Annotated in this window: 22 protein-coding genes and 1 pseudogene; 10 read left to right on the forward strand and 13 right to left on the reverse strand. The window is 70.8% G+C overall.

The window, feature by feature from the left end:
* Positions 1–92: 92 nt before the first annotated feature.
* From DI272_RS26615 to hemB, 5 genes are all read left to right on the forward strand, one after another.
* Positions 93–857: a redox-sensing transcriptional repressor Rex gene (locus DI272_RS26615; RefSeq protein WP_109497774.1), complete on the forward strand. Its 765-nt coding sequence runs from the start codon at positions 93–95 to the stop codon at positions 855–857.
* Positions 854–2,608, forward strand: coding sequence for a glutamyl-tRNA reductase (locus DI272_RS26620; protein ID WP_109497775.1), 1,755 nt, complete (start codon positions 854–856; stop codon positions 2,606–2,608). The genes DI272_RS26615 and DI272_RS26620 overlap by 4 nt, the downstream gene beginning before the upstream one ends.
* On the forward strand, positions 2,605–3,564 hold the full coding sequence (hemC, locus tag DI272_RS26625; RefSeq protein ID WP_109497776.1) for a hydroxymethylbilane synthase: 960 nt from the start codon (positions 2,605–2,607) through the stop codon (positions 3,562–3,564). Before DI272_RS26620 ends, hemC begins: the two co-directional genes overlap by 4 nt.
* A complete protein-coding gene (locus DI272_RS26630) occupies positions 3,561–5,270 on the forward strand; it encodes a uroporphyrinogen-III synthase (protein WP_109497777.1) in 1,710 nt (569 codons plus the stop codon). The genes hemC and DI272_RS26630 overlap by 4 nt, the downstream gene beginning before the upstream one ends.
* 120 nt (positions 5,271–5,390) lie before the next feature.
* Positions 5,391–6,395 (forward strand): porphobilinogen synthase, encoded by a 1,005-nt coding sequence (gene hemB, locus DI272_RS26635; protein ID WP_109497778.1) that lies wholly within the window; start codon positions 5,391–5,393, stop codon positions 6,393–6,395.
* On the opposite strand, the gene DI272_RS26640 is transcribed toward hemB, so the two are convergent.
* Positions 6,389–7,075, reverse strand: coding sequence for a DUF4232 domain-containing protein (locus DI272_RS26640; RefSeq protein WP_109497779.1), 687 nt, complete (start codon positions 7,073–7,075; stop codon positions 6,389–6,391). The genes hemB and DI272_RS26640 overlap by 7 nt on opposite strands.
* A gap of 175 nt (positions 7,076–7,250) precedes the next feature.
* On the opposite strand from DI272_RS26640, the gene DI272_RS26645 reads away from it, so the two are divergent.
* The gene (locus DI272_RS26645; protein ID WP_375138070.1) at positions 7,251–8,543 is read left to right on the forward strand and encodes a helix-turn-helix domain-containing protein; all 1,293 of its coding nucleotides are present in this window, start codon (positions 7,251–7,253) and stop codon (positions 8,541–8,543) included.
* On the opposite strand, the gene DI272_RS26650 is transcribed toward DI272_RS26645, so the two are convergent.
* Entirely contained in the window at positions 8,492–8,692 is a 201-nt protein-coding gene (locus DI272_RS26650) for a hypothetical protein (RefSeq protein WP_109497781.1), read from the reverse strand. The genes DI272_RS26645 and DI272_RS26650 overlap by 52 nt on opposite strands.
* Before the next feature lie 214 nt (positions 8,693–8,906).
* Between DI272_RS26650 and DI272_RS26655 the strand changes: the two genes are divergently transcribed.
* On the forward strand, positions 8,907–10,127 hold the full coding sequence (locus DI272_RS26655; protein WP_109497782.1) for a PLP-dependent aminotransferase family protein: 1,221 nt from the start codon (positions 8,907–8,909) through the stop codon (positions 10,125–10,127).
* 3 nt (positions 10,128–10,130) lie between these two features.
* Here the strand turns inward: DI272_RS26655 and DI272_RS26660 are convergent, their stop codons facing one another.
* Both DI272_RS26660 and DI272_RS26665 read right to left on the reverse strand, forming a co-directional pair.
* On the reverse strand, positions 10,131–10,376 hold the full coding sequence (locus DI272_RS26660; protein ID WP_109497783.1) for a DUF397 domain-containing protein: 246 nt from the start codon (positions 10,374–10,376) through the stop codon (positions 10,131–10,133).
* Positions 10,373–11,106, reverse strand: a pseudogene (locus tag DI272_RS26665) (Scr1 family TA system antitoxin-like transcriptional regulator). The gene DI272_RS26660 and the pseudogene DI272_RS26665 overlap by 4 nt, the downstream one beginning before the upstream one ends.
* A 112-nt stretch (positions 11,107–11,218) precedes the next feature.
* Between DI272_RS26665 and DI272_RS26670 the strand changes: the two are divergent.
* Complete coding sequence (locus tag DI272_RS26670) at positions 11,219–11,638, forward strand: ATP-binding protein (RefSeq protein ID WP_109501052.1); 420 nt, start codon at positions 11,219–11,221, stop codon at positions 11,636–11,638.
* On the opposite strand, the gene DI272_RS26675 is transcribed toward DI272_RS26670, so the two are convergent.
* From DI272_RS26675 to argS, 3 genes are all read right to left on the reverse strand, one after another.
* Positions 11,639–13,057 carry a M23 family metallopeptidase gene (locus tag DI272_RS26675; RefSeq protein ID WP_109497784.1) on the reverse strand — a complete coding sequence of 473 codons (1,419 nt, stop codon included), beginning with the start codon at positions 13,055–13,057 and terminating at the stop codon, positions 11,639–11,641.
* Positions 13,058–13,074: 17 nt separating this feature from the next.
* Complete coding sequence (locus DI272_RS44915; RefSeq protein WP_258314684.1) at positions 13,075–15,039, reverse strand: choice-of-anchor P family protein; 1,965 nt, start codon at positions 15,037–15,039, stop codon at positions 13,075–13,077.
* 438 nt (positions 15,040–15,477) lie between these two features.
* On the reverse strand, positions 15,478–17,241 hold the full coding sequence (gene argS / locus DI272_RS26685) for an arginine--tRNA ligase (protein ID WP_109497785.1): 1,764 nt from the start codon (positions 17,239–17,241) through the stop codon (positions 15,478–15,480).
* A gap of 246 nt (positions 17,242–17,487) precedes the next feature.
* Here argS and lysS point away from each other — a divergent pair, with 246 nt between their 5' ends.
* Positions 17,488–19,221: a lysine--tRNA ligase gene (gene lysS, locus DI272_RS26690; RefSeq protein WP_109497786.1), complete on the forward strand. Its 1,734-nt coding sequence runs from the start codon at positions 17,488–17,490 to the stop codon at positions 19,219–19,221.
* 64 nt (positions 19,222–19,285) lie between these two features.
* On the opposite strand, the gene DI272_RS26695 is transcribed toward lysS, so the two are convergent.
* From DI272_RS26695 to DI272_RS26705, 3 genes are all read right to left on the reverse strand, one after another.
* Positions 19,286–20,506: a DUF2637 domain-containing protein gene (locus DI272_RS26695; protein WP_109497787.1), complete on the reverse strand. Its 1,221-nt coding sequence runs from the start codon at positions 20,504–20,506 to the stop codon at positions 19,286–19,288.
* Between the two features lie 129 nt (positions 20,507–20,635).
* The gene (locus DI272_RS26700; RefSeq protein WP_258314685.1) at positions 20,636–21,511 is read right to left on the reverse strand and encodes a DUF3558 domain-containing protein; all 876 of its coding nucleotides are present in this window, start codon (positions 21,509–21,511) and stop codon (positions 20,636–20,638) included.
* Positions 21,512–21,635: 124 nt separating this feature from the next.
* Positions 21,636–22,493: a hypothetical protein gene (locus DI272_RS26705; RefSeq protein ID WP_109497789.1), complete on the reverse strand. Its 858-nt coding sequence runs from the start codon at positions 22,491–22,493 to the stop codon at positions 21,636–21,638.
* A 194-nt stretch (positions 22,494–22,687) separates the two neighbouring features.
* Between DI272_RS26705 and DI272_RS26710 the strand changes: the two genes are divergently transcribed.
* A complete protein-coding gene (locus tag DI272_RS26710) occupies positions 22,688–23,881 on the forward strand; it encodes an RtcB family protein (RefSeq protein WP_109497790.1) in 1,194 nt (397 codons plus the stop codon).
* A gap of 19 nt (positions 23,882–23,900) precedes the next feature.
* Here DI272_RS26710 and DI272_RS26715 read toward each other — a convergent pair whose 3' ends face one another.
* From DI272_RS26715 to DI272_RS26720, 3 genes are read right to left on the reverse strand one after another with little or no spacing between them, the layout of a single operon-like run.
* Positions 23,901–25,190 carry a tyrosine-protein phosphatase gene (locus tag DI272_RS26715; RefSeq protein ID WP_109497791.1) on the reverse strand — a complete coding sequence of 430 codons (1,290 nt, stop codon included), beginning with the start codon at positions 25,188–25,190 and terminating at the stop codon, positions 23,901–23,903.
* Between the two features lie 40 nt (positions 25,191–25,230).
* Positions 25,231–25,377 carry a hypothetical protein gene (locus tag DI272_RS44635; protein ID WP_181387318.1) on the reverse strand — a complete coding sequence of 49 codons (147 nt, stop codon included), beginning with the start codon at positions 25,375–25,377 and terminating at the stop codon, positions 25,231–25,233.
* Positions 25,377–26,153: an SDR family NAD(P)-dependent oxidoreductase gene (locus DI272_RS26720; RefSeq protein WP_109497792.1), complete on the reverse strand. Its 777-nt coding sequence runs from the start codon at positions 26,151–26,153 to the stop codon at positions 25,377–25,379. Before DI272_RS26720 ends, DI272_RS44635 begins: the two co-directional genes overlap by 1 nt.
* Positions 26,154–26,232: the final 79 nt, after the last annotated feature.

A 26,232-nucleotide genomic window follows, 5' to 3' on the forward strand; every position in this document is an offset into this window, starting at 1 on the left:
GTGCACGCGTTCACAAAGACATAGCCTGCATTCGACGGGGCGGTCTAGGTACGTGTGACCGCCTGCAGCCCCGCTCTACCCGCAGGAGCACCGTGGCAACTGGCCGAACTCACCGACCGGCGACCCGTAGCCGAGGGATTCCCGAGGCCACCGTCGCCAGGCTTCCGCTGTACCTCCGCGCGCTGACCGCACTGTCGGAACGCTCGGTTCCCACGGTCTCCTCCGAGGAGCTCGCGGCCGCGGCGGGGGTCAACTCCGCGAAGCTGCGCAAGGACTTCTCCTACCTCGGTTCTTACGGAACGCGTGGTGTCGGGTACGACGTCGAGTATCTCGTCTACCAGATCTCCCGTGAGCTCGGGCTCACCCAGGACTGGCCGGTCGTGATCGTCGGTATCGGTAACCTCGGCGCCGCCCTCGCCAATTACGGCGGGTTCGCCTCCCGTGGTTTCCGGGTGGCCGCGCTCATCGACGCCGACCCGGCGATGGCCGGGAAGCCGGTCGCGGGCATGCCCGTGCAGCACACCGATGATCTGGAGAAGATCATCGAGGACAACGGCGTGAGCATCGGCGTCATCGCGACCCCGGCCGGTGCCGCGCAGCAGGTCTGTGACCGGCTGGTGGCGGCCGGTGTCACCTCGATCCTGAACTTCGCGCCGACCGTGCTGTCCGTCCCGGACGGCGTCGACGTGCGCAAGGTGGATCTGTCGATCGAACTCCAGATCCTCGCCTTCCACGAGCAGCGCAAGGCCGGCGAGGAGGCCGCCGGTGCCGACGGCGCCGCCCCGGCCGTCGCCGCGCGCGGTGAGTCCGCCGACCAGGGACCCGACGGGGACGTACCCGCCGTGATGCCGGCATGAGTCTCCTCGTCGTAGGGCTGAGCCACCGCAGCGCCCCGGTCAGCGTGCTGGAGCGGGCGGCGCTCCACGCCGACGCGCAGATCAAGCTGCTCCAGGACACGGTCGCCGCGGAGCCGGCCGCCGAGGCCGCGGTGCTCGCCACCTGCAACCGCATCGAGCTGTACGCCGACGTCGACAAGTTCCACGCCGGTGTCGCCGAGCTGTCCACGCTGCTCGCCCAGCACAGCGGGGTGGGGCTCGACGAGCTCACTCCCTATCTGTACGTGCACTACGAGGACCGGGCCGTCCATCACCTGTTCTCCGTCGCCTGCGGGCTCGACTCCATGGTCGTCGGGGAGGGGCAGATCCTCGGGCAGATCAAGGACTCCCTCGCCAAGGCGCAGGACCTGCACACCGCCGGGCGGCTGCTGAACGATCTCTTCCAGCAGGCGCTGCGGGTCGGCAAGCGGGCGCACTCCGAGACCGGGATCGACCGGGCGGGGCAGTCGCTGGTCACCTTCGGGCTGGAGCAGCTCGCTGCGGGGGGTGAGGTCGCGGACTGGGCTCGGGGGAAGAAGGCGCTGGTCATCGGGGCCGGGTCGATGTCCTCGCTGGCCGCGGCCACGCTGGTGCGGGCCGGGGTCGGTGAGGTGGTCATCGCCAACCGGACCGCGGAGCGGGCCGAGCGGCTGGCCGAGATCCTCAATGACGGGGCGTCCTCTCCTGGGGACGTGGTGGCCCGCGCGGTACCGATGGATGCGGTGCCGGGCGAGCTGACACGTGCCGATGTCGTGGTGTCTTGTACGGGCGCGACGGGGCTGGTGCTCACCGGGGACGCCGTTTCGGTGGCTGTCGGTGGGCGGGTGCCGGACGTGGGGGCCGGGGGCGGGGGCGTCGCGCAGCCCGGCGCTGACGGGGTGCCGCCTGCGCCCACCCGTGCCGCCCTAGGCGGCACGAATGCCCGCAGCTTGGCGGACCGGAATGCCGCAGGCTCCGCGGATGACGAGAACTGTCCGCTCGATCTGAACGCCGTTCAGGCCACGCCCGGTTTCTCCGTGCTCGGGGAAGCCGCCGTCGCCGGGATGGCCGCCGCCGAGCTCGAGCAGCATGCCGCCTGGGTCGACAACGCGCCCCGGCCGCAGGGCTCCGGGTCCGTCGTCGACGAGGCCGAGGCCATCGCCGCGCTCGCCGCCGCCGCGGCCCGCGTCGGGCGGATTCCCGAGCGGCGTCGGCCCGAGCCGCCCGCCGAGGGGCCGCAGCCCGTCCTCTTCCTGCTCGACCTCGCCATGCCGCGGGACATCGACGCCGCCGTGCACCGGATCGCCGGGGTGCGGCTCGTGGACATCGAGTCGCTGGCCGAGGCTTCCGCCGACGCTCCCATGGCCGCCGACGTCGATCAGGTGCGGCGGATCGTCGCCGATGAGGTGGCGGCCTTCGGGGCGGCGCTGCGGGCCGCGCACATCACGCCCACCGTCGTCGCGCTGCGCACCATGGCCGCCGATGTCGTGGCCATGGAGATGGCGCGGCTGGAAGGCCGGCTGCCCGGGCTCGACGACAAGCACCGCGGCGAGATCACGCAGACCGTGAAGCGCGTGGTGGACAAGCTGCTGCACGCACCGACCGTACGGGTCAAGCAGCTCGCGGCCGAACCCGGCGGTGCCGGGTACGCGGACGCGCTGCGGACCCTGTTCGACCTCGACCAGGAGACGGTCGCCGCCGTCTCGCGGGCCGAGGACAGCACCACCGATGAGGAAGGCCGAGGGTCGGCATGAGTACCAAGGCGCTACGGCTCGGGACCAGGCGGAGCAAGCTCGCCATGGCCCAGTCCGGGCAGGTGGCGGACGCCGTGAGCCAGGTGACCGGGCGGCCCGTCGAGCTCGTCGAGATCACCACGTACGGGGATGTGAGCAGGGAGCAGCTCGCGCAGATCGGTGGCACCGGTGTGTTCGTCACCGCGCTGCGGGACGCGCTGCTGCGCGGTGAGGTCGACTTCGCCGTGCACTCGCTCAAGGACCTGCCGACCGCGCAGCCCGAGGAGCTCTCGCTCGCCGCGATCCCGGTGCGCGAGGACCCGCGGGACGTCATCGTCGCCCGCGACGCGCTGAAGTTCACCGACCTGCCCCGCGGGGCGCGGATCGGGACCGGCTCGCCGCGGCGCATGGCCCAGCTGAACGCGTATGCGCGGGCGCACGGCCTCGACATCGAGACCGTTCCGATCCGCGGCAACGTCGACACCCGCATCCGGTACGTGCACGACGGTGAGCTGGATGCGGTGGTGCTGGCCGCGGCCGGGCTGAACCGCATCGGGCGCGTCGAGGAAGTGACCGACTTCCTGTCGGTCGACACGGTTTTGCCCGCTCCCGGCCAGGGAGCACTCGCGATCGAATGCGCCGCGGACCACGCGGACCTGATCGCCGCGCTCGGCGAGCTCGACGACCCGTTCACGCGGGCCGCCGTGACTGCCGAGCGGTCGCTGCTCGCCGCCCTGGAGGCCGGTTGCAGCGCCCCTGTGGGCGCGCTGGCCGACCTCCTGGCCGACGGGCACGTTGTCAAGGAAATGCGCCTGCGGGGGATAGTCGGTACCACCGACGGCTCTCGTACGGTGCAGCTGTCCACCACCGGTCCCGTGCCCGAGACGTACGACCAGGCAATGGCGCTCGGCCGTGAACTCGCGGCCGAGATGCTTGCCCAGGGCGCGGCCGGTCTGATGGGGGAGCGAGCACAGTGAGCCCCACCACCCTTCCTGCCGCCGGTCCTGAGCACGGGCACGTCACCTTCCTGGGTGCCGGACCCGGGGATCCGGGGCTACTGACTCTGCGCGCCGTGGAGGCGCTGGCGAGCGCGGACGTTCTCGTCGCCGAGCACGAGGTGCTCGACGTCGTACGCGTCCACGCCCGGTCGGGCGTCGCCGTCGTGAACACGGAACCGGGGTCCTCCGCGGACCCGGTTCCGGGCACAGGCACGCCTCAGTTGACGGTTGTTGACGGCTCGTCAGCAACCGCTGGTGTCCCCGCCGTGAGGGATGCCGCACATCTTGTCATGGAGGCCGCGCGGGGCGGCAGGCGGGTCGTGCGTGCGGTGTCCGGGGACCCCGGACTCGACGCGTACGCCGCCGAGGAGATGCTGGCGTGCGCCCGCGCCGGGGTGCCGTTCGAGGTGGTTCCCGGTGTCGCGGCGGCCGTCGGTGTGCCCGCCTACGCCGGTGTCCCGCTGCGGGACGCGCAAGGCGCGGACGTGCGGTTCGTGGACGCCCGGACCGCCTCCGACCGGTGCTGGACGGAGGTGGGGGCCTCGGACGGCACGGTCGTCGTCTCGGCGACCCTCGACTCCGTCGCCGCCGCGGCGGGCGAGCTGGTGGCCGCCGGCCGCAAGCCCGACACCCCGATGACGGTGACGGTGGCCGGTACGACCACGCGGCAGCGGACGTGGACGGCCACCCTGGGCACCATCGCCCAGACCCTCAAGCAGGCCAAGGTACTGCCCTCGCCCGAGGGCGGGCGGCCGGTGATAGCCGTGGTCGGTGAGCGTTCTGCCGCCGCCCAGCGCGACCAGCTGTCGTGGTTCGAGAACAAGCCGCTCTTCGGGTGGCGGGTGCTCGTGCCGCGGACGAAGGAGCAGGCGGCCTCGCTCTCCGACCAGCTGCGCTCCTACGGTGCCGTGCCGCACGAGGTGCCCACCATCGCCGTCGAGCCGCCGCGCACGCCCCAGCAGATGGAGCGGGCGGTCAAGGGGCTCGTCACCGGCCGGTACGAGTGGATCGCCTTCACCTCGGTCAACGCGGTCAAGGCCGTACGGGAGAAGTTCGAGGAGTACGGGCTCGACGCCCGGGCCTTCGCGGGTATCAAGGTGGCCGCGGTGGGTGAGCAGACCGCCAAGGCGCTCATCGCCTTCGGCGTTAAGCCGGACCTGGTGCCGAGCGGCGAGCAGTCGGCCGCCGGTCTGCTGGAGGACTGGCCGCCGTACGACCCGGTGTTTGATCCCATTGACCGGGTCTTCCTGCCCCGCGCCGACATCGCCACCGAGACCCTGGTGGCCGGGCTGATCGAGCTCGGCTGGGAGGTCGACGACGTCACCGCCTACCGGACCGTGCGGGCCTCGCCGCCGCCGGCCGAGACGCGCGAGGCGATCAAGGGCGGTGGCTTCGACGCCGTTCTCTTCACGTCGTCCTCGACGGTGCGGAACCTGGTCGGTATCGCCGGCAAGCCGCACAACGTGACGGTGATCGCGTGCATCGGGCCCGCCACCGCGAAGACCGCCGAGGAGCACGGGCTGCGGGTGGACGTGATGGCGCCGGAGCCGTCCGTGCACAAGCTCGCCGAGGCGCTGGCCGACTTCGGGCTGAAGCGGCGCGCCGCGGCGGTCGAGGCCGGGGACCCGGTGACGCGGCCGAGCGAGCGGCGGCCGGGGGCGCGGAGGCGTCGTACGACGACGTGAGGTGCGTCGGGTGGATCGCGGTGTACGGCCGTCTGACCTTCTGGTCGGGCGGCCGTTGCCGTGTCCGGGGCCGACGGAGTGTTGGTAAAGGGGGGCCGGGGGCGGGCGTAGCTTAGGGGTATGTCGAAGTACGGATCGTTTCCTGGTAGTCGGCCGCGGCGGTTGCGGACCTCGCCCGTGATGCGGCGGATGGTCGCCGAGACCCGGCTGCATCCCGCCGACTTCATCCTTCCCGCCTTCGTCCGGGAGGGCGTCAGTGAGCCGGTGCCCATCACGGCCATGCCCGGCGTGGTGCAGCACACCCGGGACAGCCTGAAGAAGGCCGCCGCGGAGGCCGTCGCCGCCGGGGTCTCCGGGATCATGCTCTTCGGGGTGCCGGAGGAGAGCAAGAAGGACGCCCTGGGGACGCCGGGGACCGATCCCGACGGGATTCTGCAGGTCGCCCTGCGCGATGTGCGGGCCGAGGTCGGCGACGAGCTGCTGGTGATGTCCGACGTGTGCCTCGACGAGACCACCGATCACGGGCACTGCGGGGTCCTCGACAGCGAAGGGCGGGTCGACAACGACGCCACCCTGGAGCGGTACGCCGAGATGGCCCAGGTCCAGGCCGATGCCGGGGCCCATGTCGTCGGGCCGAGCGGCATGATGGACGGGCAGATCGGCGTCATCCGCGATGCCCTCGACCAGATCGGCCGGGAGGATGTCGCCATCCTCGCCTACACCGCCAAGTACGCCTCCGCCTTCTACGGGCCGTTCCGGGAGGCCGTCGGGTCCTCGCTGAAGGGGGACCGCAAGACCTACCAGCAGGACCCCGCCAACGCGCGGGAGTCGCTGCGGGAGCTGGCCCTCGATCTGGAGGAGGGGGCCGACATGGTGATGGTGAAGCCGGCCGGGCCCTACCTCGACATCGTGGCCCGGGTCGCGGACTCCGTGGACGTTCCCGTCGCCGCCTATCAGATCTCCGGCGAGTACTCGATGGTCGAGGCCGCGGCGGAGAAGGGCTGGATCGACCGGGAGCGGGCGATCCTGGAGACCCTGACCGGCATCAAGCGGGCCGGGGCCCAGAACATCCTCACGTACTGGGCCGTCGAGGCGGCTCGGATGCTCAACGACGGTCGTCAGTAGGACAGGGCGTCGTCCGCCGCGGTCTGCCAGTAGGTCGGCGTCAGGGTGCTGTCGTAGTACACGCCCTTCGCGGGGAGTGCCGGGGTCGCCGACGCTCCCCCGTCGCTGTTCGGGGTGCCCGCCTGGAACATCACCGTCAGCTTCCTGCCGGTCGTCCCGCCGTCGCCGCTGCCGTCGGCGGCCGACAGCAGCACGCCCGCGTAGCCGGACTCGCCGGGGTTCAGGGTGACGACCGCCTGCGGGTGCGAGGCCTCGACCGGGCGCGGCGCCCACTGCATCTCGTCGAAGCGCAGCACCGGGTAGTAGGTGAGGTTGCAGGGCTTGGAGCCGGTGTTCTCGACCGTCAGGAGCAGGTGGTTGAGGGGGCGCGAGACCGGCTGGGCGGTGACGGTGGTGTTCGCGCCGTTGCAGAAGGGGTAGGCGGCGGGGTCGGTGTCGTCGCTGTCCGCCGGTACTGCCGAGGACGGCTGCTGCCGCGAGGGCTGCTGCGACGGGGACTTCGTGGTGCCGCTCGCGGGAGTGGCGGACGGCTTGCCCGTCGTCGGCGTCGCCGTCGACGATGCCGTGGGCTTGGCCGCTCCCTCGTCCGTCGTGCCGCTTCCGTCGTTGCACGCGGTCAGTGCGAGGGTGGCGAGGGTGAGTCCGGCGGCGGCGAGCAGGTGGCTGCGTACGGTGCGCATGGCAAGTTCCCTTTCGGAAGCGCTGGTTGGGATGATCAGAGCTTGCGGGGTGTCTCGTCCCGGCCGCCACAGCTGACCGGCCAGTCGGGACGCTGGAACGCCGAAACGGCGTCTGACCTGGGAGAACAGTCCGTTCCTGGAACGCCGGAACGGGATGACACGGGGGTGGAGAACGGTGACCGACGGCTCCGGCGCGGATGCGTTCGCCGAGTTCCTGCGCGAGTTGAAGGACCGCTCCGGGCTGAGTTACGGGGTGCTCGCCAAGCGGCTGCACATGAGCACGTCGACGCTGCACCGCTACTGCAACGGCGATGCCGTACCGGCGGACTACGCGCCCGTCGAGCGGCTCGCGCGACTGTGCAAGGCCACGCCGGAGGAGCTCGTCGAGCTGCATCGGCGGTGGGTGCTGGCGGATGCGGGGCGGGGGAGGAAGGGAGCGGCTGGGGCCGCAACCGCTCCTGCGGCGGCGCCGGTTGAGCCGGTTGCGCCGGTCGATCCGGTGCCGGCCGTGTCAGAGGCGGCGGCCTCGGGTGCGGATGCGACCGATGCGCCCCCTCGTCGCCGTCGTCGTACCGCTCTCGTCGCCGCCGTCGCCGCGGCCGGTGTTCTCGGTGCCGTCGGGCTTGCCGTGAGCCTGCCCCTCGGTGGGGACGACGAGCGGGGTGAGCGTCCTGCCGGGTCCGTGTCCGCCGCCGGTGACGACGGGCCGGGGGAGAGCGCGGCAGCGTCCCCCTCGGCGTCGAAGAGCTCGCCGTCGGACAGCTCGCCGTCCGTCTCCCCCACGGCCACCGTGGGGGACAAGGCACGGGGGCAGGGCGCCGGCGGGAAGGCGACGTCCACTCCGTCGTCCGCCTCCACCGCCGCCCCGCTGACCGTCGCCGCCGCCCCCTACTCCTGGGAGAGCCCCTGCTCCCAGCGCTATCTCATCGACAAGCCGCCCGGCGAGGTGCCCCCGCCGCCCGTCGAGCAGGACGCGGCGGCATGGGTGGCCGCCACGGGAGCGGTGTCGTCGGGGGAGCAGTACCTGACGCTCACCGTGCAGGGCACCGGCGCGGAGACGGTCGTCGTCAAGGATCTGACCGTGCACATGGCGGGCAAGCGGTCGCCGCTCGCCTGGAACGACTACGCCATGGGGTATCCGGGCGTGGGCTGCGGCGGCAATGTGCCGACCCGGTCCTTCACCGTCGCCCTCGACGCGGCGCGGCCCGCCGTCGTGCCCGAGGCGGGGCACCGGGACTTCCCGTTCAAGGTGAGCGAGTCGGACCCCGAGGTGTACTACATCAAGGCCGACGCCTCCGCGTACGACGTCAGCTGGTATCTGGAGCTGGACTGGTCGAGCGGTGCGCGCAGCGGAACGCTGCGGATCGGCGACGGGGACAAGCCCTTCCGGACCAGTGGCAACAACGGGCGTCCCGCCTACGAGTTCCCGCTCGGCGGGGAGGCGTGGGAGGCGGGCGACGGGTCGTAGCCCAGGGACGTGGAGGACGACGGGCCCTCGTCGCGCAGGCCCTCGCCGTCCTCGCACGCCGTGAGGGTGAACACGGCGACCACGACCGCCAGCACGGCCAGCAGCCGGGTGGTGCGGGTGGTGCGGACGGTGGGTGCGGACCTGGACATGACGCGGCCCTCTCGGGTGGGGGGTTCGGCGGGCCCAGCTTGGGCGGCGGTGCGTTGCCGGCGCCAGGGGTGGCGCGGGGATTCGGGACGCGGGAACAACGGAACGGCCTCTGAGCTGCGGTTCTGTGGCGTCCCAGGCCGAGGCCGCGGGACGGGCGGACCGCATCCCGGAAAGCTACTTGTAGGCGGCAAGTAATTGTCTAGGGTGCTGCGCATGACCCTTACGAGCGCACCCACAGCATCCGCAGACGTCGCCGCCCCGGCGCCTCCGCTCGCCGCACGGGCCCGGTCGATCGGTGGTTCTCCGGTACGGGACATCCTCGCCGTCACCGCGCGGCCCGAGGTCATCAACTTCGCGGGCGGGCTCCCCGCGCCCGAGCTGTTCGACGCCGACGCCATCGCGGCCGCGTTCGACGCCGTGCTGGCCGAGGCACCCGCGCAGGCGTTGCAGTACTCCACGACGGAGGGCGAGCCGACGCTGCGGACCGCGCTCGCCGAGCGGACGTCGGTGCGCGGGCTGCCCACCACCGCCGACGACGTCCTCGTCACCACCGGCTCCCAGCAGGCGCTGTCCCTGCTCGCGACCGCGCTCGTCGAACCCGGCGACACCGTCCTCGTCGAGGAGCCCTGCTATCTCGCGGCACTTCAGGCGTTCGGGTTCGCGGGGGCGCGGGTGCTGGGCGTGCCCGGCGACGCCGACGGTCCGGACCCGGAGGCGCTCGCCGAACTCGTCGTACGGGAACGGCCGAAGCTGCTCTACACCGTGCCCACCTTCCAGAACCCCACCGGCCGTACCGTCCCCGCCGAGCGGCGGGCCGCGCTCGCCGGCGTCGCGGCGCGGCACGGGCTGTGGATCGTCGAGGACGACCCGTACGGGGAGCTGCGCTTCGAGGGGGAGCGGGTGCCGTGGATCGCCGCGCACGAGGAAGCGGCGGACCGCACCGTGCTCCTCGGCTCCTTCTCCAAGGTCATGGCCCCGGGCCTGCGGCTCGGCTGGCTGCGCGCGCCCGCGGAGCTGCGGCGGGCCTGCGCGATCGCCAAGCAGGCCGCGGACCTGCACACCCCGACCGTCAACCAGCTTGCCGCGGCACGGTACTTGGCCGACAACGACCTCGACGCCCACGTGGCGCGGGTCGCGGCGGTCTACGGCGAACGGCGCGACGCGATGCTCGCCGGGCTGGCGAACGTCCTGCCGGAGGGGTCGAGTTGGCAGCGGCCCGAGGGCGGGATGTTCCTGTGGGTGCGGCTGCCTTCGGCGTACGACACGACGGCGTTGCTCGGCGAGGTCGTGCGGCACGACGTCGCCTACGTGCCGGGTGCGCCGTTCTTCGCGGGGCGGCCCGACCGGTCCACGCTGCGCCTGTGCTTCGTCACCGAGACGCCGGACCGGATCGGGGAGGGGCTGCGGAGGCTGGGGGAGGGCCTCAAAGGCTGAGGCTCAGCGGGCGGACCGGATGAAGGCGGCCCAGGCGGCGGGGGCGAGCTTGAGGGTGGGGCTCGTCTCCGCCGGGTTCTTGGAGTCGCGGATGTGGATGGTGTGGGGGGTGGCGGCGACTTCGAGGCAGGCGCCGCCTTCGCTGCCGCTGTAACTCGACTTGCGCCACTCGTAGGCGACTTCGAGGCACTGGCCGCCCTCGTCTCCGCTGTAGGTCGACTTGAACCACTGAAGTGCTTCGGCGCTCATTGCTCTCCTAGCAGGCGGTCGAGCAGGCCCTTCGAGTCCTGAGGGGTCAGGGCCTGTGTCCGCAGCATCGCATACTTGCGCGCCAGCCTGGACACCTCGTCCGCGTCCGAGACCCATTGGCTGCCGCGTTGCGACTCGGTGTACGCGAGGTGCTGGTGGTCCGGGGTTTCGAGGAGCGTGAAGGGCCCGTTCATACCGGCGTGAGAGGGGCTGTCGAGAGGCAGGAACTGCAAGGTGATGCAGGGGAGTTCGGCGGACTCCCGCAGGTGCCGGACCTGATCGAGACGGGTCGCCGGTCCACCGATCATCATGTGCAGCACCGGCTCCCAGACCACGAAGCTCAGCGTCGGCGGGCTCTTGCGGCATAGGCCCGCGTCTGGAGCAGGCCCGGCAGCACCGCGTTGTCGTACCAGGACAACGCGATCGCCTCCCGCTCATGCTCCATATAGAGCTCGGCCCACATCGGGAACTGGTCGATCTCCGGCAGGTTGGCCACCCCCGCCGGAAGCACCCCCTTGGTGTCCAGGATCTCGTCCAACAGGCCCGCCAGATCCGGCTTCAGGGCTCGCCGGCCCTGCTCGATCGACGCGATCGTCTCCTCGTCCAGCCCGACGAGGGTGCCCAGCGCACCCTGGGTGTAGCCCGCGGAGCGCCTCGCCGCGCCCAGTTGCTTGCCCAGCATCTTCATCGAGGTCAGGTTCTTCGGCCGCGGCGGCTTCTTCGCGCTCATGCTGGTCTCAATCCCCCGGGCCCACGTACGTCACCGGGTGGGAGCCCGTACAAAAAATCTGTACGGGTTCACTCGGTGATCCACCGTAGTGACTCTGCGCGACATTCGTCCCGTGAATGAGGAAAGCCAACTTCCCTGTCAGCGGGACCAGTTCTACGCCCGGGACCGCCGATCCGTGCCTGCTGCCAGGAAGTTGGTGCGGTGGGCGCTGTTCTACTGGGGGCTCGGTGACTGGGAGCGGGGCGAGGACGTGTCGCTGTGTGTGAGCGAGCTCGCGACCAACGCCCTGCTGCACGGGGCACCGCCGGGGCGGGGGTTCCTGCTGCGGGTGCGGTACGACGGGGCCGTGGTGCGGGTGGAGGTGCACGACAGCGGGGGCGGGGAGCCATGTGTGCCGGACTGCGCGGATGAGGGCGGGCGCGGGCTGTTGCTCGTGAGCGCGCTCGCCGACAAGTGGGGGGTGGGACAGCGGGACCCCGGCAAGGTGGTGTGGTGCGAGTTCGTCCACCCTGCCGGGGCCCCGCTCAGTTAGCTACGCGCAGTTGTGCGCCCCGCTCGTGCTCGACGCCACCACCACGTCCGCGCCGCCGAGGGCGGTGATGTGGAGGGCGTTGACCGTCAGGCCGGTCGGGGTTTCGGTCTGTTCGTTGACCACCAGTTTGGCGGTGGGGCCGAGGTCGATGGAGTAGTTGGGGATGTTCGGGACCGTGACCGGGGTCCCGGCGATCGTGAGTTTCAGGTCCGTCGTGCCGGTGCTCGCCTCGCAGGTGCTCTTCGAGGTGGCCGTCACGCCCGTCGCCGCCACGACCGGGAGGCCGGGGAGGCCCAGACTGACCTTCGCCAGGCTCGACTTGGCCGTCGTACCGCTCGGGCCGGTCGTGGTGGTGACGTCGGCGCACAGGGCGTCCGCCGTCAGGACCAGGGCGCTGATGTTCTGGGTGCAGGGCGGGGCGGCCGTCTTCGTGTCCGCGGTGCGGACCTCGCCGGTGTCGGGGGTGGGCGCGATGACGACCGGGAGGACCAGGACGGGGACGGTGGCCGAGAGGCCGTACGCCCGGCCCGTGACGTACTGGAGTTTCAGCTCGGCCGTGGCCTCGGACGCCTTGTACGCCTCGTCGCCCGCGAACGCCGCCTTCACCGGAACCGTCGCCGTGTCCGTCAGCGGCTGCGCGACCTTCTCGATCGTGCAGGACGCCTTGCCCTCGGCAGACGTCTTCGCCTTGCAGGTCTGGTTCGCGCCCAGGGTGAGTGTGACCTCGCGGTCGGCGACCGGGGTGCCGGACTCCTTCTCCTTGAGCGTCGCCGACAGGGCGGCCGGGGAGCCGTTGGAGAGGGTCGCCGGGCCGTCGTAGGTGAGGGCCGTGTCCTTCTGGACCGGCGGTTCCGGGTCGCCGGGGCCGCCCGGTCCGCCGTCGCAGCCGTTGGTGCTGGTGATGAACTTCTCGCCGTACTCACCCGGGTACGGCGTCAGGACCTTGCCCTCCAGTTCGATGTCCTGGTGGACGCCGTTGAGTTCCTGCTCGTAGTGCAGGTGCGGGCCGGTGACGTTGCCGGTGCTGCCGACCGTGCCGATCAGCTGGCCCTGCCGGACCTGGGCGCCGTCGGGGATCTCGTAGGTGGCGAGGTGCATGTACTCGGTGATCCAGCCGTCGCCGTGGTCGATCCGGATGTACTGGCCACCGCCGCCGGGCTGGTTGTGCCGGGTCGCGGTGCCCGCGGCCGAGGCGAGCACCGGCGAACCGGGGGTCGCCCTGCCGTCGGAGCGGATGAAGTCCAGGACGTTTCCGTGGCCCGGGTAGGTCGAGTACGTCCACTGGGACTGGCACTCGAAGGGGGCCAGGAAGGCCGGTTTGGCCAGCGGGGCCGGTTCGTCGGCGGCCGCTGCCGTGGTCGGTACCGCCAGGGCCAGTGCCGTGAGCAGGCCCGTCAGTAATCTGTTGCGCTTCCTCATCGTGAACGTCCCCCGTTTCACGCGCAGTTGTAGGCGTCGCTCGCGGCCGACGCGATGGTCACGTCCACACCGCCCGCCGCCGTCAGGTGCGCCGCGTTGACCGTGATGCCGTTCGCCGTCTTGATCTGCTCGTTGATCACGAGCTTGGCGGCGGGGCCCAGGTCGATCGCGTAGTTCGGCAGGTCACCGACGTCGACCGGGGTGCCGGCGATCGTCAGCTTCAGGTCGGCGGTGCCGGTGGTGGCCGTGCAGCTGCCGGTCGCGGTCGCCGTGACACCGGAGAGGGCGACCACCGGCAGGCCGGGCAGGCCGATCCGGGCGTCCTCGACGGTCGCGGTCGAGGTCGCGCTGCTCGGGCCGATCTTCGTCTCCACCTTCGCGCAGAGGGTGTCGGCCGACAGCACCAGCAGGTTGATCGGTGCGGCGCAGGCGGGGGCCACCGTCTTGGCGTCCGCCGCGCGGACCGTGCCGGTGTCCGGGGTGGGGGCGATGCCGATCGGCAGGGCGAGGACGGGGATGTGGGCGGAGAGGCCGTACGCCCGGCCGGTGACGTACTGGAGCTTCACCTCGGCGGTGGCTTCGGACGCCTTGTACGCCTCGTCGCCCGCGAACGTCGCCTTCACCGGGACTGTCGCCGCGGCGCTGAGCGGCTGGGCGACCTTGTCGATCGTGCAACTCGCCTTGCCCTGCGCGTCCGTGTTCGCCTTGCAGGTCTGCAGGGCGTCCGTCGGGCCGAGGGTGAGGGTGACCTCGCGGTCGGCGACCGGGGTGCCGGCGTCCTTCTCCTTGAGGGTGGCCGACAGGGTCGCCGGGGAGCCGTTGGAGACGGTCGCCGGGCCGTCGTACGTCAGGGCCGTGTCCCTCTGGACCGGGGGCTGGGTGCCGCCCTGGCCCACGTCGAGGAGGTCGTTGTCGAGATCGAGGGTGATACCGCCGTACGTCTCCTTGTTGGGGTCGTCCGCGGTCGGGCCGTCGTACTGCTTGACCCGCTGGTGGTTCGCCCACAGGTCGGCCGGGATCGCCCGGTCCTCGGTCGTCGCCACCTCGTCCCAGCGGGCGAAGTTGATGACGTCGGGCAGGACGTAGCCGCCGCTGTTCGCCGCGACCAGGTCGGTGGCGAGGGAGGAGGCGCTGCCGTAGGCGCCGGAGCGGTAGCCCAGTTCGTGGATCGTGTTGGTCCAGGACTGCAGGAAGGCGAGGACCTTTTCCCTGCCGGAGTTGTAGTGCTCCATGTTGTAGTAGAGGACCGAGCCCGCCGGGAGGCCGTAGTTCTGGGCCTGCGCGACGGCGTCCCGGGCCGAGGCCGCGCCCTCCGGGACCGGGTCGGTGATCGGCACGCAGTCACCGGTGCAGCTGCCCGAACCGGCCTCCGCCTGTGGGCCGACGTAGATCGGGATGAAGCGCCAGCCGTTGGTGTACTGCGTCTGCACCCACTCGGCGCTCGCCTGGTCCTTGCAGCCCGCGTTGACGCCGCCGATGTAGAACCCGATCGCGCCGTACGGTGATGCGGCCTTCCAGGCGTTCATCGTGGCGGTCGGCGGGGCGGCGCAGCGGTCGAAGCCCTTGCCCTGGTAGGAGGTGGCGTCGGCGGGGACGGCCTGGACGGAGACGCCGGGGGCCCTGGTGCCGGAGGTGGCGGCAGGCGTCGCCTCGGCCGCCGGAAGCCCGGCACCGGTGAGGATGCGCTTGATCTCGTCGCGGTTCTCGCCGTAGGACGCGGTGACGGTGATGTCGTCGGCCGTCGCCCAGTAGGTGTGCGAGGTGCGGTTCTCCGCGACCCGCTCTTCGGACGAGCCGGCGCCCGGCTCCAGCACGAGCGCCTCGGTACGGCCCAGCACGTCGGCCGGGCAGTCCTGTTGCGTGGCCGGCTTGCCGAGGTAGACGGCGTGACGGTCGTAGCGGACGCAGGTGTCGGGGTGCTTGGTGAGGTCGACGACGTCCCAGTCGGCCGGGACGGTGAACGTGTGGCCCCGGTAGCTCACTTGGGTCGTGTCGGAGGCCGTTGCGGCCTGCACCGGGCTGCCCGGCGCGGTGACGGTGAGTGCGGTCGCGGCGGTGAACGCGAGCAGCGCGCCGCGGACTGAACGTATGGATCTGCGGTGAGTGTTGATGATTTCCCCCGTGGTGATGGCATCGGCTCATCCGGGCCGATGCGACTCGGAGTGACCACGGGGAGCGTGACGGGGGTGTTGTGTATCGGTCAACGACACGGGGGTGCGGGGCGGGGCTAACCGGACGCCGTTACGGGCGAGTACGGCGCGGGGCGGTTTCGGAGCGCCGCCTTGATGTGTGCAAAGCGTGGTGTGGGGGGTTGGTGAAGCGCCGGGTCCCGTTCGGGCGCCGAGTGACCTGGTGCGGCGGGGGCGCACCAGGTCTTCACAGACGGCTCACAGCGGGAGTTGACCGGATGTGGGGGTCTTCTAGAGGCGCTCGGGGGTGCGGATGCCGAGGAGGGCCATGCCCTGGTGGAGGGTGCGGGCGGTCAGGTCGCAGAGGAAGAGGCGGTTCTCCTTCTGCTCCTCCGTGTCGGCCTTCAGCACCGGGCACTGGTCGTAGAACGTCGTGAACAGCGACGCCAGCTGGTACAGGTACGCGGCCAGCTTGTGCGGGGCGTACTCGGTCGCCGCCTCGAAGACCGTGGCACCGAACGCGTCCACGTGCAGGCCCAACGCCCGCTCCGCCGGGGCGAGTTCCAGCTCCGGGTGGGCGGCCGGGGCCGCCCCCTCGGCCCTGCGCAGGATCGACTTGATACGCGCGTACGCGTACTGGAGGTACACGCTCGTGTCGCCGTTCAGCGACACCATCTGGTCCAGGTCGAACTTGTAGTCCCGGTTCGCCGAGGTCGACAGGTCCGCGTACTTGACCGCGCCGATGCCGACGTACCGCCCGTTCTCGACGATCTCGTCCTCGGTCAGGCCCACCTTCTCGGCCTTCTCGCGCACGACCGCCGTGGCCCGCTCGACGGCCTCGTCCAGCAGGTCCTCCAGCCGTACCGTCTCGCCCGCACGCGTCTTGAACGGCTTGCCGTCCGCGCCCAGCACCGTGCCGTAGGCCATGTTGTGCGCGGTGACGTCGTCGGTCAGCCAGCCCGCCCGGCGGGCCGCCTCGAAGACCATCTTGAAGTGCAGGGACTGACGAACGTCCACGACGTAGAGCAGCGAGGTCGCGTGCAGGTCGACGACACGGTTGCGGATCGCGGTCAGGTCGGAGGCCGCGTAGCCGAAGCCGCCGTCCGCCTTCTGCACGATCAGCGGGACCGGCTGGTCGTCCTTGCCGCGGATGTCGTCGAAGAAGACGACGAGCGCGCCCTCGGAGCGGACCGCGACGCCCATCTCCTCCAGGAGGCGGGCGGTCTCCGGCATGCCGTCGTTGTACGCCGACTCACCGACGATTTCGTCGTCCCGGATCTCCATGTCGAGCTTCTCGAAGACGGAGTAGAAGTAGACCTTCGACTCGTCCACGAACCGCTGCCACAGGTCGAGCGTCTCCTTGTCGCCGGACTGAAGGGCGACGACCCGCTTCCGGGCGCGCTCCTTGAAGTCCTCGTCGGCGTCGAAGACCGCGCGCGAGGCCTTGTAGACCCGGTTCAGGTTCGACATGGCCTGCTCGCCGTCCGTGTCGGTCTCCGCGGACAGTTCGTCCGGGTTCTCGATCAGGTACTGGATGAGCATGCCGAACTGGGTGCCCCAGTCGCCGATGTGGTGCCGGCCGATCGTCCGCTCGCCGGTGAAGTCGAGCATGCCGCGCAGGGCGTCGCCGATCACCGCGGAGCGCAGGTGGCCGACGTGCATCTCCTTGGCCACGTTCGGCTGGGCGTAGTCGATGATCGTGATACCCGGCTCGTCCTTGAGGGGGACGCCGAGGCGGTCGCCGTCGGCGGCGCGGGCGGCGAGGGTCTCGGTGATCGCCTTGTCGGAGACGGTGATGTTGAGGAAGCCGGGGCCGGAGACCTCGACGTCCTTGATCACCTCGCCGGTGGTGAGGTGGGCGACGACGTCCGTGGCCAGGTCGCGGGGGTTCGCCTTGTTCTTCTTGGCGAGGGCGAGGATGCCGTTGGCCTGGTAGTCGGCCCGGTCGCTGCGTCGGAGCAGGGGGTCGACGTCGGTGGTCTCCGGCAAGGCGGCGGAGATGGCGGACGTGAGCTGCTGCTCGACGGAGGCGCTGAGGGGCGTGACCGGGGCCATGGGGTGGGAGCCGTTCTCCTCGGGGTTGCTTAGACGGAGTCAGTATCCCACGGGGGGTAAAAGGGTTTTTGCGGCTGCGGGCCGGTGGGGGCTGGTCGCGCAGTTCCCCGCGCCCCTGGAGGCGGCTGCGCCGCCTTCGGGCGCGTCCGCGAAAAGGCGTTTTCGTGCTTGCCGATGGAACTGGGACAATGGCAACGCCAGCCGTAGACCGTACCGGCTGCTTCAGGAGAAAGAAGGACGTGCCCCGTGGCTCAGAGCACCGAGACCACCGACTGGGTCTCCCGTTTCGCGGATGAGGTCATCGAGGAGTCGGAGCGTCGGGCCCCGGGCAAACCGGTCGTCGTCGCGTCCGGGCTCTCCCCGTCCGGGCCCATCCACCTCGGCAACCTGCGCGAGGTCATGACCCCGCACCTCGTCGCCGACGAGATCCGCCGCCGCGGTCACCAGGTGCGGCACCTGATCTCCTGGGACGACTACGACCGGTACCGCAAGGTGCCCAAGGGCATCGCCGGGGTCGACGACTCGTGGGCCGAGCACATCGGCAAGCCGCTGACCTCCGTCCCGGCGCCGGCCGGGTCGACGTACCCGAACTGGGCCGAGCACTTCAAGGCCGCCATGGTCGAGGCGCTCGCCGAGCTGGGTGTGGAGTTCGACGGGATCAGCCAGACCGCGCAGTACACGGCGGGCACGTACCGCGAGCAGATCCTGCACGCCATGAAGCACCGCGCCGACATCGACGCGATCCTCGCCCAGTACCGGACGAAGAAGGCCCCGGCCAAGAAGCAGCAGCAGAAGCCTCTCGACGAGGCCGAACTGGAGGCCGCCGAGGGGTCCGGCGCGGCCGGTGAGGACGACGGGTCCTCCGGGTCGGCCGGGTACTTCCCGTACAAGCCGTTCTGCGGCAACTGCGAGAAGGACCTGACGACGGTCACCTCGTACGACGACGACACCACCGAGCTGTCGTACACCTGCAACGAGTGCGGCTTCGCCGAGACCGTGCGGCTGAACGAGTTCAACCGCGGCAAGCTGGTCTGGAAGGTCGACTGGCCGATGCGGTGGGCGTACGAGGGTGTCGTCTTCGAGCCCAGCGGCGTCGACCACTCCTCGCCTGGGTCCTCCTTCCAGGTCGGCGGGCAGATCGTCGGGATCTTCGGCGGCAAGCAGCCCATCGGGCCCATGTACGCCTTCGTCGGCATCAGCGGCATGGCGAAGATGTCGTCCTCGCGCGGTGGCGTGCCCACCCCCGGTGACGCGCTCCAGATCATGGAGCCGCAGATCCTGCGCTGGCTCTACGCCCGCCGCAAGCCCAACCAGTCCTTCAAGATCGCCTTCGACCAGGAGATCCAGCGGCTCTACGACGAGTGGGACAAGCTGGACGCCAAGGTCGCGGACGGGTCCGCCCTCCCGGCCGACGTCGCCGCGCACTCGCGTGCGGTGCGTACGGCGGGCGGCGAGCTGCCGCGGACCGCGCGTCCGCTGCCGTACCGGACCCTCGCGTCCGTCGCCGACATCACCGCCGGGCACGAGGACCAGGCGCTGCGCATCCTCAGCGAGCTGGACCCGTCCGACCCGCTGTCGTCCCTGGACGAGGCCCGTCCCCGGTACGACAAGGCCGAGGCCTGGATCAACACGCACGTCCCCGCCGACCAGCGGACCATCGTGCGCGAGGAGCCGGACGCCGAGCTGCTGAAGTCCCTCGACGAGGCGTCCCGGGAGTCCCTGCGGCTGCTGCTGGAGGGCCTTGAGGCGAACTGGTCGCTCGACGGGCTGACCCACCTCGTCTACGGCGTGCCCAAGGTGCAGGCCGGGTTCTCGGCCGACGCCACGCCCAAGGAGCTGCCGCCGGAGATCAAGACCGCCCAGCGGACGTTCTTCGCGCTGCTGTACCACCTGCTGGTGGGCCGCGACACCGGCCCGCGGCTGCCCACGCTGCTGCTGGCGGTCGGGCAGGAGCGGGTGCGGAGTCTGCTCGGCGAGTAAGCGGTAAGAGGTAATGCAGAAGGAAGGGGTCCTCTGGTGAGGGCCCCTTCCCCATGTGTTCTCGTTACGCGATGTGGTCCTCTTCCAGCTCCGCGTTGTACCGGTTCGTGAAGCGGTTGACCATGCGCTTGGCCTCGTCCGGCGGGAGCACCAGGCTGAACTCGGCCTCCACGTTCTCGCTGAACTCACGCGGGGTGGGGTAGCCGGTGCCGCCTATCGACTTCTTGAAGACCTGGTAGTACGACTCCTCGTCCGGCTCGGGGGAGCCGCCGCCCTCGCCGAGTTCACGGGTGCGGTTGGGGGTCACCGGGATGGGGAAGCTGCCGGTCTCCTCCGGAGAGGGCTCCTCGTACGTCGGCTGGTGCTGCTGCTGGTACTCCTCGGCCTGGAGCTGCTCCTCGTACCACTGCTCGTACTGCTGCTGCGGGTCGTACGTGGGGTCGTAGCCGCCCTGGTACTCGATCTGCTGGGGGGCGTTGAACCAGGGGCTCTCGTCCGGCTCCGGCTGGTACTGCTCCTGAGCGGGCGCCGCCTGCTGCTGCGGGACGGGTGCCGCCTCGACGGCCCGCGGGGCGGGCGCGGGCGCCTCGACCTGGTGCGGGGCCGGAGGCAGCAGCGCGGGCTCGATGCCCGCAGCCGCCAGGCCCGCCGGGGCCGTCTCCGCCAGCGGCACGCCGTAGCGGGCCAGCCTCAGGGGCATCAGGGACTCCACCGGGGCCTTGCGGCGCCAGGAGCGGCCGAAGCGGGAGCGCAGGCGGGCCTGGTAGACCAGGCGCTCCTGCTCCAGCTTGATGACCTGCTCGTAGGAGCGCAGCTCCCACAGCTTCATGCGGCGCCACAGCAGGAACGTGGGGACCGGCGAGAGCAGCCAGCGGGTGAGGCGGACGCCCTCCATGTGCTTGTCCGCCGTGATGTCGGCGATCCGGCCGATCGCGTGCCGGGCCGCCTCCACCGCGACCACGAAGAGGACCGGGATCACCGCGTGCATGCCCACGCCCAGCGGGTCCGGCCAGGCCGCCGCGCCGTTGAAGGCGATCGTGGCGGCGGTGAGGAGCCAGGCCGTCTGCCGGAGCAGCGGGAAGGGGATGCGGATCCACGTCAGCAGCAGATCCAGGGCCAGCAGGACACAGATGCCCGCGTCTATGCCGATCGGGAAGACGTAACTGAAGTTCCCGAAGCCCTTTTTGATGGCGAGTTCGCGGACTGCGGCGTACGAACCCGCGAAGCCGATGCCGGCGATGATCACTGCGCCGAACACGACCACGCCGATGAGAACGCGGTGCATCCGAGTCAGCTGCATTGGCGCGGCCACCCGTACTCCCCTCCCCTTGCGTGTTGTTGCGCGCAACAGAGTGGCACATGCGTGCGGCGCACGGGTGGCCGGTAGGGCTCGGCGGCCCTTTTCAGCGCTTCGTCAGCTCTTCTTCGCGGCCGACTTGGACGGAGATGCGGAGGGAGAGGCGGACTTGGACGCCGACTTGGACGCCGACTTCGACGGGGACGGGCTCGCCGCCGTACCGGCCGATCCGCCGGAGGTGTTCGCCTTCGTCACCGACGCCACCGCCTCCTTCGCCGCCGTCTTCACCAGCTTCGCGAGGGTGTCGGCGCTCGGCGTCTTCTCGCCGGCCAGACCCGCGCCGTTGTAGTCGAGGGTGACGACGACGTTCTCGACGCGTGCGACCAGCGTCTGCTGCTTGAAGGCGCCTTCCTTCTTCTTGAGGTCGTAGCGGACCAGCGTGGCCTGGTCGCCCGTGCCCGTCACCGGCTCCGACTTCGCGTTCTTCGCGCCCTCCACCGACTGGGCGTCCTGGACCTGCTTGTCGTAGTACTCCTGCGCCAGCTTGTCGCCCTCGCCGCGCGTCGCGTCGGAGTCGAAGCGGAGCAGGGAGACGTTCAGCCAGCGGAACTGGGAGCCCTTGACGCCGTTGTTGTCCAGGCTCGACCAGGAGCAGCTGCCGCGCGTCGCGATGTCGTCCGACTTGCCCTGTTTGCCGGACTTGGACGCCTTCGGGACCAGGTCGCCGAGCGTGTCCTTCGACAGGGTGTCGCACGCGTCCGGCAGCGACTTGTACGCCGCCGCCTGCACGGTCGGCGACGGGCTGGCGGACGCGGAGGTCTCGGAGCTCTTGCCGCCGCTGCCGGTGGCGCCGCTGTCGTCCGACGACGAGCCGGAGTCCGAGGAACAGGCCGTGGCCACCAGCATCAGGGGGACGGCGGCTGCGCCGAGAAGAACCCGGTGGGTGCGCTTCGCTCGCTTGTCACGCTGGTCGCTCTGTGCTGCTCGCTGCATGGTTCCTTCACTCATGACGCTGCTCGTGCTCCTGCGGTCGGATCGGGTCCGAGGGGCCACGGTACGCGGTGGGACAGCTGTGCGGTTCCGCTTCGCGAGCATCGCCGAACGTCACCGAGCGGCGTCAGCCCGCCATCGCGTCGGCCAGTTCGGCGGCCAGATTCCTTGCCCTGTCCTGCATTTCCTTGCTGTCCGGGGTGATGCCGAGCATGGTCGGCTGCTCCTCGTACTCGACCCTCACGATCACGTTGGACGTGCGGAACACCACAGTCACGGTGCGCTGCCGGGCGGTCGAACCCGAACTGCTCACCACGTCGTTCAGGAACGCCTCGTCGCCCAGGTCGTCCAGGACGCGCGGCTGGAGATCGGCGGCGTCGGAGTCGTCGGAGGGCGAGGGAGAGGAGGAGGCGGTGGAGGAGGCAGAGCCGGAAGCGGACGCGGCGGAAGAAGGCGAGGCCGACGCGGAGGCGGACGCGGCATCGCTCGGCGTCGGCGAGGAACTCACGTCCGACGTCGCCGACTCGGACGGCTCCGGCAGATGCGCGGCCGTCTGCTGCTCCGCGAACAGCGCCTGCGCCTGGGTGTCGTCGCTGACGGCGTTGTCGTACGACACGACACGCTCCAGGTCGACGAGGAGATGGTCGGTGGCGTCGGCCGACTCCACCTTCCACTGGCAGCCGACCTTGCGGTCCGTGTCGAAGGTGGTCGTCGGGGTGCCCTGGTACGCCTTCTCCTGCTGCTCCTCGTCGGCGAGTTGCTGGATGCCGGGCAGCAGCGCGTCGAGGGTGTCCTGGCCGACCGCGCCGCAGGGCTCCGGGAGGGTGCGGTAACGGCCGGGCTCGGCCACGGCGGAGGCGGTGCCTGCGTCGCCCGGGTTGGAGTTGTCGTCCGTACCGCCGGTGTCCGAGCCGCTGGTGCAGCCGGCGGCGAGCAGCGCCACGAGGAGGGCCGCGACGCCGGGTACGTACGCCTTCCGCTGCACGGTCGGCTCCTCTCGATGCTGCTGGTCGGTGCTTGTCACTGCTGGTTATTCGCTTGCCGGGCGTGGGTGGCCCCTGCGCACCATGTGTATCGCACGCACAGCCGTGGATGCCGGTCCGTCGCCCCTTTCGTTGACCTTGGCGCCGGTTTTGCGATGTGAGACTTTGCAACTGATTCCGGGGGAATGAGGACGATATGTCGTACGTGGAAATGCCGGGTGCGAAGGTTCCCATCCGTATGTGGACCGACCCCGCGGCGGTGGAGGAGGTCGCGCTCCAGCAGCTGCGGAACGTCGCGACCCTGCCGTGGATCAAGGGACTGGCGGTCATGCCGGACGTCCACTACGGCAAGGGGGCGACGGTCGGATCGGTCATCGCCATGCAGGGGGCGGTGTGCCCGGCCGCGGTCGGCGTGGACATCGGGTGCGGCATGTCGGCGGTGAAGACGTCGCTGACGGCCAATGACCTGCCGGGGGATCTTTCGCGGCTGCGGTCGAAGATCGAGCAGGCTATTCCGGTGGGGCGGGGGATGCATGACAGTCCTGTGGAGCCGGGGCGGTTCCATGGGCTGGCCACCGGTGGGTGGGAGGAGTTCTGGGGGCGGTTCGAGGGGGTTGCGGAGGCGGTGAAGTTCCGGCGTGAGCGAGCGGCCTTGCAGATGGGGACGCTCGGAGCCGGCAATCACTTTGTGGAAGTAAACATTTGCGACTCCGGGTTTGTGTGGCTGATGCTGCACTCCGGCTCGCGCAACGTCGGCAAGGAGCTGGCCGACTACCACATCGGTGTCGCCCAGAAGCTCCCGCACAATCAGGGCTTGGTCGACCGTGACCTGGCTGTTTTCGTGGCGGACACCCCGCAGATGGCGGCGTACCAGAACGACCTCTACTGGGCCCAGGAGTACGCGAAGTACAACCGCACCATCATGATGGCGCTCCTCAAGGACGTGATCCGCAAGGAGTTCAAGAAGGCCAAGCCGACCTTCGAGCCTGAGATCAGCTGCCATCACAACTATGTGAGCCGCGAGCGCTACGAGGGCATGGACCTGCTCGTCACCCGCAAGGGAGCGATCCGGGCCGGTTCCGGCGAATACGGGATCATCCCGGGTTCGATGGGGACGGGCTCGTACATCGTGAAGGGTCTCGGTAACGAGAAGGCGTTCAACTCGGCCTCGCACGGTGCCGGTCGGCGCATGAGTCGGAACGCGGCGAAGCGTCGCTTCACGACGAAGGACCTGGAGGAGCAGACGCGGGGCGTGGAGTGCCGTAAGGACTCCGGCGTCGTGGACGAGATTCCGGGTGCGTACAAGCCGATCGAGCAGGTCATCGATCAGCAGCGCGACCTCGTGGAGGTCGTGGCGAAACTGAAGCAGGTCGTCTGTGTGAAGGGCTGACGCGGCGGGTCGTGTGTCGTCAGCCCTTCGCGGGGGCCGGCTGGGACAGGCCCCGGGGCAGTCGCTTCTCCAGCAGGGTCACCGCGTAAGGGCTGCCCAACCCGCCGTCCTTCGCGGGCTGTTCGCCGACGACCGTGTAGCCCGCCGACTCGTAGTACGTGCGCAGGCGGGGGTTGGTGGCGAGGCAGTCCAGGCGGGCGTGGGGGCGGCCTGAGGCGGTGATGCGGGTTTCCGCGTGGGTCAGGAGGGCTCGGCCGGTGCCGGGTGGGGCCAGGTGGGGGACCGTCATCAGGCGGTGGATGTAGCCGGCGTCCGCGGGGCGGGGGCCCCAGGCCGCATCGTCGGTCCACCAGAGTTCGTAGGCGCCGGTCAGGTGGGGGCCGGAGTGGGCCAGCCAGACCTCGCCCTCCGTCATGCGGCGTACGAAGTGGGCCTCGTCCTTCTCCGACGGCTTCCACTGGTCGATGCCCCGGGCCAGCATCCACAGGGCCAGGGAGTCGCGGAGCCGGACCAGCGTCTCCGCGTCCGCCGGAGTCGCCCTGCGGTACGTCAGGGGCTGCCAGGAGGTGGGCGCCGGCTCCAGGAGGTTCGCGCGGAGTCTCGCCGACAGGGCGTCCGCGTCCAAGCCGAGGGCCCGGCTGACGTAGCCCTCCACCGAGCCGTAGCGGGACCTGAGCTCCTGGAGGAACAGGCGCATCACCGATTCCGGGGCCCTGCCGAAGCCCAGCCAGGTCGGTGCCTTGCCGCCGTTCCGCGCCTTCCAGTCGGCCAGCAGGGCCGGAGCGGCCAGTTCCGTGAGGCTGTAGTCCTCGATGATCGTGGCCTCGTCGACGCCGAGGAGGCCGAGGACGAGGGCCGCGATCTCGCCCGTGCGGTCCTTGCCCGAGGCGCAGTGGAAGGCCACCGGGGCGTCCGCCTCCGCGATCAGCTCCAGGGCCCGGCGGATCTCCTTCGCGCCGTCCTCCGCGACCTCCAGGTAGCGCTCGGCCAGATAGGGGCCGGGGTCGACGTCGGGGCCCAACGACGGCTGGTCGTAGGGGCGGTGCTCGATGCTGAGGTTGATCCAGTCGAGGGAGGGGGCGGCCGGGACGCGGCCCCTCGCCTCGATCTCCCAGTCATGACGCAGGTCGATCACCGTGCCGATGCCGAGGGACAGGAAGCGGTCCCAGTCGGCGGTGCCGGTCGTCAACTTGCCCAGGGAGTCCGAGCGGTAGAGGCGGCCCGGGCGGACGCGCCGGCCGTCGGCCGTCGTGTAGCCGCCCAGGTCACGGAAGTTGTGCAGGCCGTCGAAGGGTACGTGTCTGTCCACAGGCGGTGACCCTATGGTCCCGGCTCCCTGCCGCGCTCGGCTATTTCGCGTGCGTGACCGCGTAGATCATCACGAACGCGACGATGTGGATGCCGAAGAGGAAGTACCCGAGGTAGTACCAGACGATCCGCTCGCGCTTCTTCTCCAGCGCCAGGCGCCGCCGCTCCGACTCGTCGGCCTCGGCCATCACAGCTCCCTGTGCACCTTGGTGTTCGACGCCTGGGCGCGCGGGCGCAGGACCAGGAGGTCGACGTTGACGTGGGCGGGGCGGGTGACGGCCCAGGTGATCGTCTCGGCGACGTCGTCGGCCGTCAGGGGCTCGGCCACGCCCGCGTAGACCTTCGCCGCCTTCTCCTCGTCGCCGCCGAAGCGGGTGAGGGCGAACTCGTCCGTCTTCACCATGCCGGGCGCGATCTCGATCACGCGCACCGGCTGCCCGACGATCTCCAGTCGGAGGGTCTCGGCGAGGACGTGGGCGCCGTGCTTGGCGGCCACGTAGCCGCCGCCGCCCTCGTAGGTGCCGTGGCCGGCGGTGGAGGAGACGACCACCACCGTGCCGTCGCCGCTCGCGATCAGCTTGGGCAGCAGGGCCTGGGTGAGGTTGAGGGTGCCGATGACGTTCGTCTCGTACATCGTGCGCCAGTCGGCCGGGTCGCCGGTCGCGACCGGGTCGGCGCCGAGCGCGCCGCCCGCGTTGTTGACCAGGACGCCGATCGTCTTGAAGGCGGTGGCGAACTCGTCGACGGCGGCGCGGTCGGTGACGTCCAGCTGATAGGCCGTGGCCTGGTGGCCCGCCGCGTTGATCTCCTCCGCCAGCGCCTCGATACGGTCCTTGCGGCGGGCGGTGAGGACGACCCGGTACCCGGCAGCGGCCAGTCCACGGGCCGTGGCGGCACCGATTCCGCTGCTCGCACCGGTGACGACGGCGATGCGGGAGGCGGCGGACGGGGCGGCGGTGGCCATGGGGTGCTCCTCGGGCGTGGTGGTGTGCGGGGCGGACTTCCGCCCAGGATAGGCGGGGTGCGGGGGATTCCCCGGGGCG

The organism is Streptomyces sp. Act143 (genome assembly GCF_003143935.1).
Lineage (GTDB): Bacteria > Actinomycetota > Actinomycetes > Streptomycetales > Streptomycetaceae > Streptomyces.

Bases quoted from the DNA above. Each gene is read 5' to 3' on its own strand.
- DI272_RS26620 (WP_109497775.1), top strand. From the start codon at position 854: ATGAGTCTCCTCGTCGTAGGGCTGAGCCACCGCAGCGCCCCGGTCAGC.
- DI272_RS26640 (WP_109497779.1), bottom strand. From the start codon at position 7,075: ATGCGCACCGTACGCAGCCACCTGCTCGCCGCCGCCGGACTCACCCTC.
- DI272_RS26655 (WP_109497782.1), top strand. From the start codon at position 8,907: ATGACCCTTACGAGCGCACCCACAGCATCCGCAGACGTCGCCGCCCCG.
- hemB (WP_109497778.1), top strand. From the start codon at position 5,391: ATGTCGAAGTACGGATCGTTTCCTGGTAGTCGGCCGCGGCGGTTGCGG.
- DI272_RS26660 (WP_109497783.1), bottom strand. From the start codon at position 10,376: ATGAGCGCCGAAGCACTTCAGTGGTTCAAGTCGACCTACAGCGGAGAC.
- DI272_RS26675 (WP_109497784.1), bottom strand. From the start codon at position 13,057: ATGAGGAAGCGCAACAGATTACTGACGGGCCTGCTCACGGCACTGGCC.
- DI272_RS44635 (WP_181387318.1), bottom strand. From the start codon at position 25,377: ATGGCCGAGGCCGACGAGTCGGAGCGGCGGCGCCTGGCGCTGGAGAAG.
- hemC (WP_109497776.1), top strand. From the start codon at position 2,605: ATGAGTACCAAGGCGCTACGGCTCGGGACCAGGCGGAGCAAGCTCGCC.
- DI272_RS26710 (WP_109497790.1), top strand. From the start codon at position 22,688: ATGTCGTACGTGGAAATGCCGGGTGCGAAGGTTCCCATCCGTATGTGG.
- DI272_RS26650 (WP_109497781.1), bottom strand. From the start codon at position 8,692: ATGTCCAGGTCCGCACCCACCGTCCGCACCACCCGCACCACCCGGCTG.
- DI272_RS26720 (WP_109497792.1), bottom strand. From the start codon at position 26,153: ATGGCCACCGCCGCCCCGTCCGCCGCCTCCCGCATCGCCGTCGTCACC.
- DI272_RS26695 (WP_109497787.1), bottom strand. From the start codon at position 20,506: ATGCACCGCGTTCTCATCGGCGTGGTCGTGTTCGGCGCAGTGATCATC.
- DI272_RS26700 (WP_258314685.1), bottom strand. From the start codon at position 21,511: ATGCAGCGAGCAGCACAGAGCGACCAGCGTGACAAGCGAGCGAAGCGC.
- argS (WP_109497785.1), bottom strand. From the start codon at position 17,241: ATGGCCCCGGTCACGCCCCTCAGCGCCTCCGTCGAGCAGCAGCTCACG.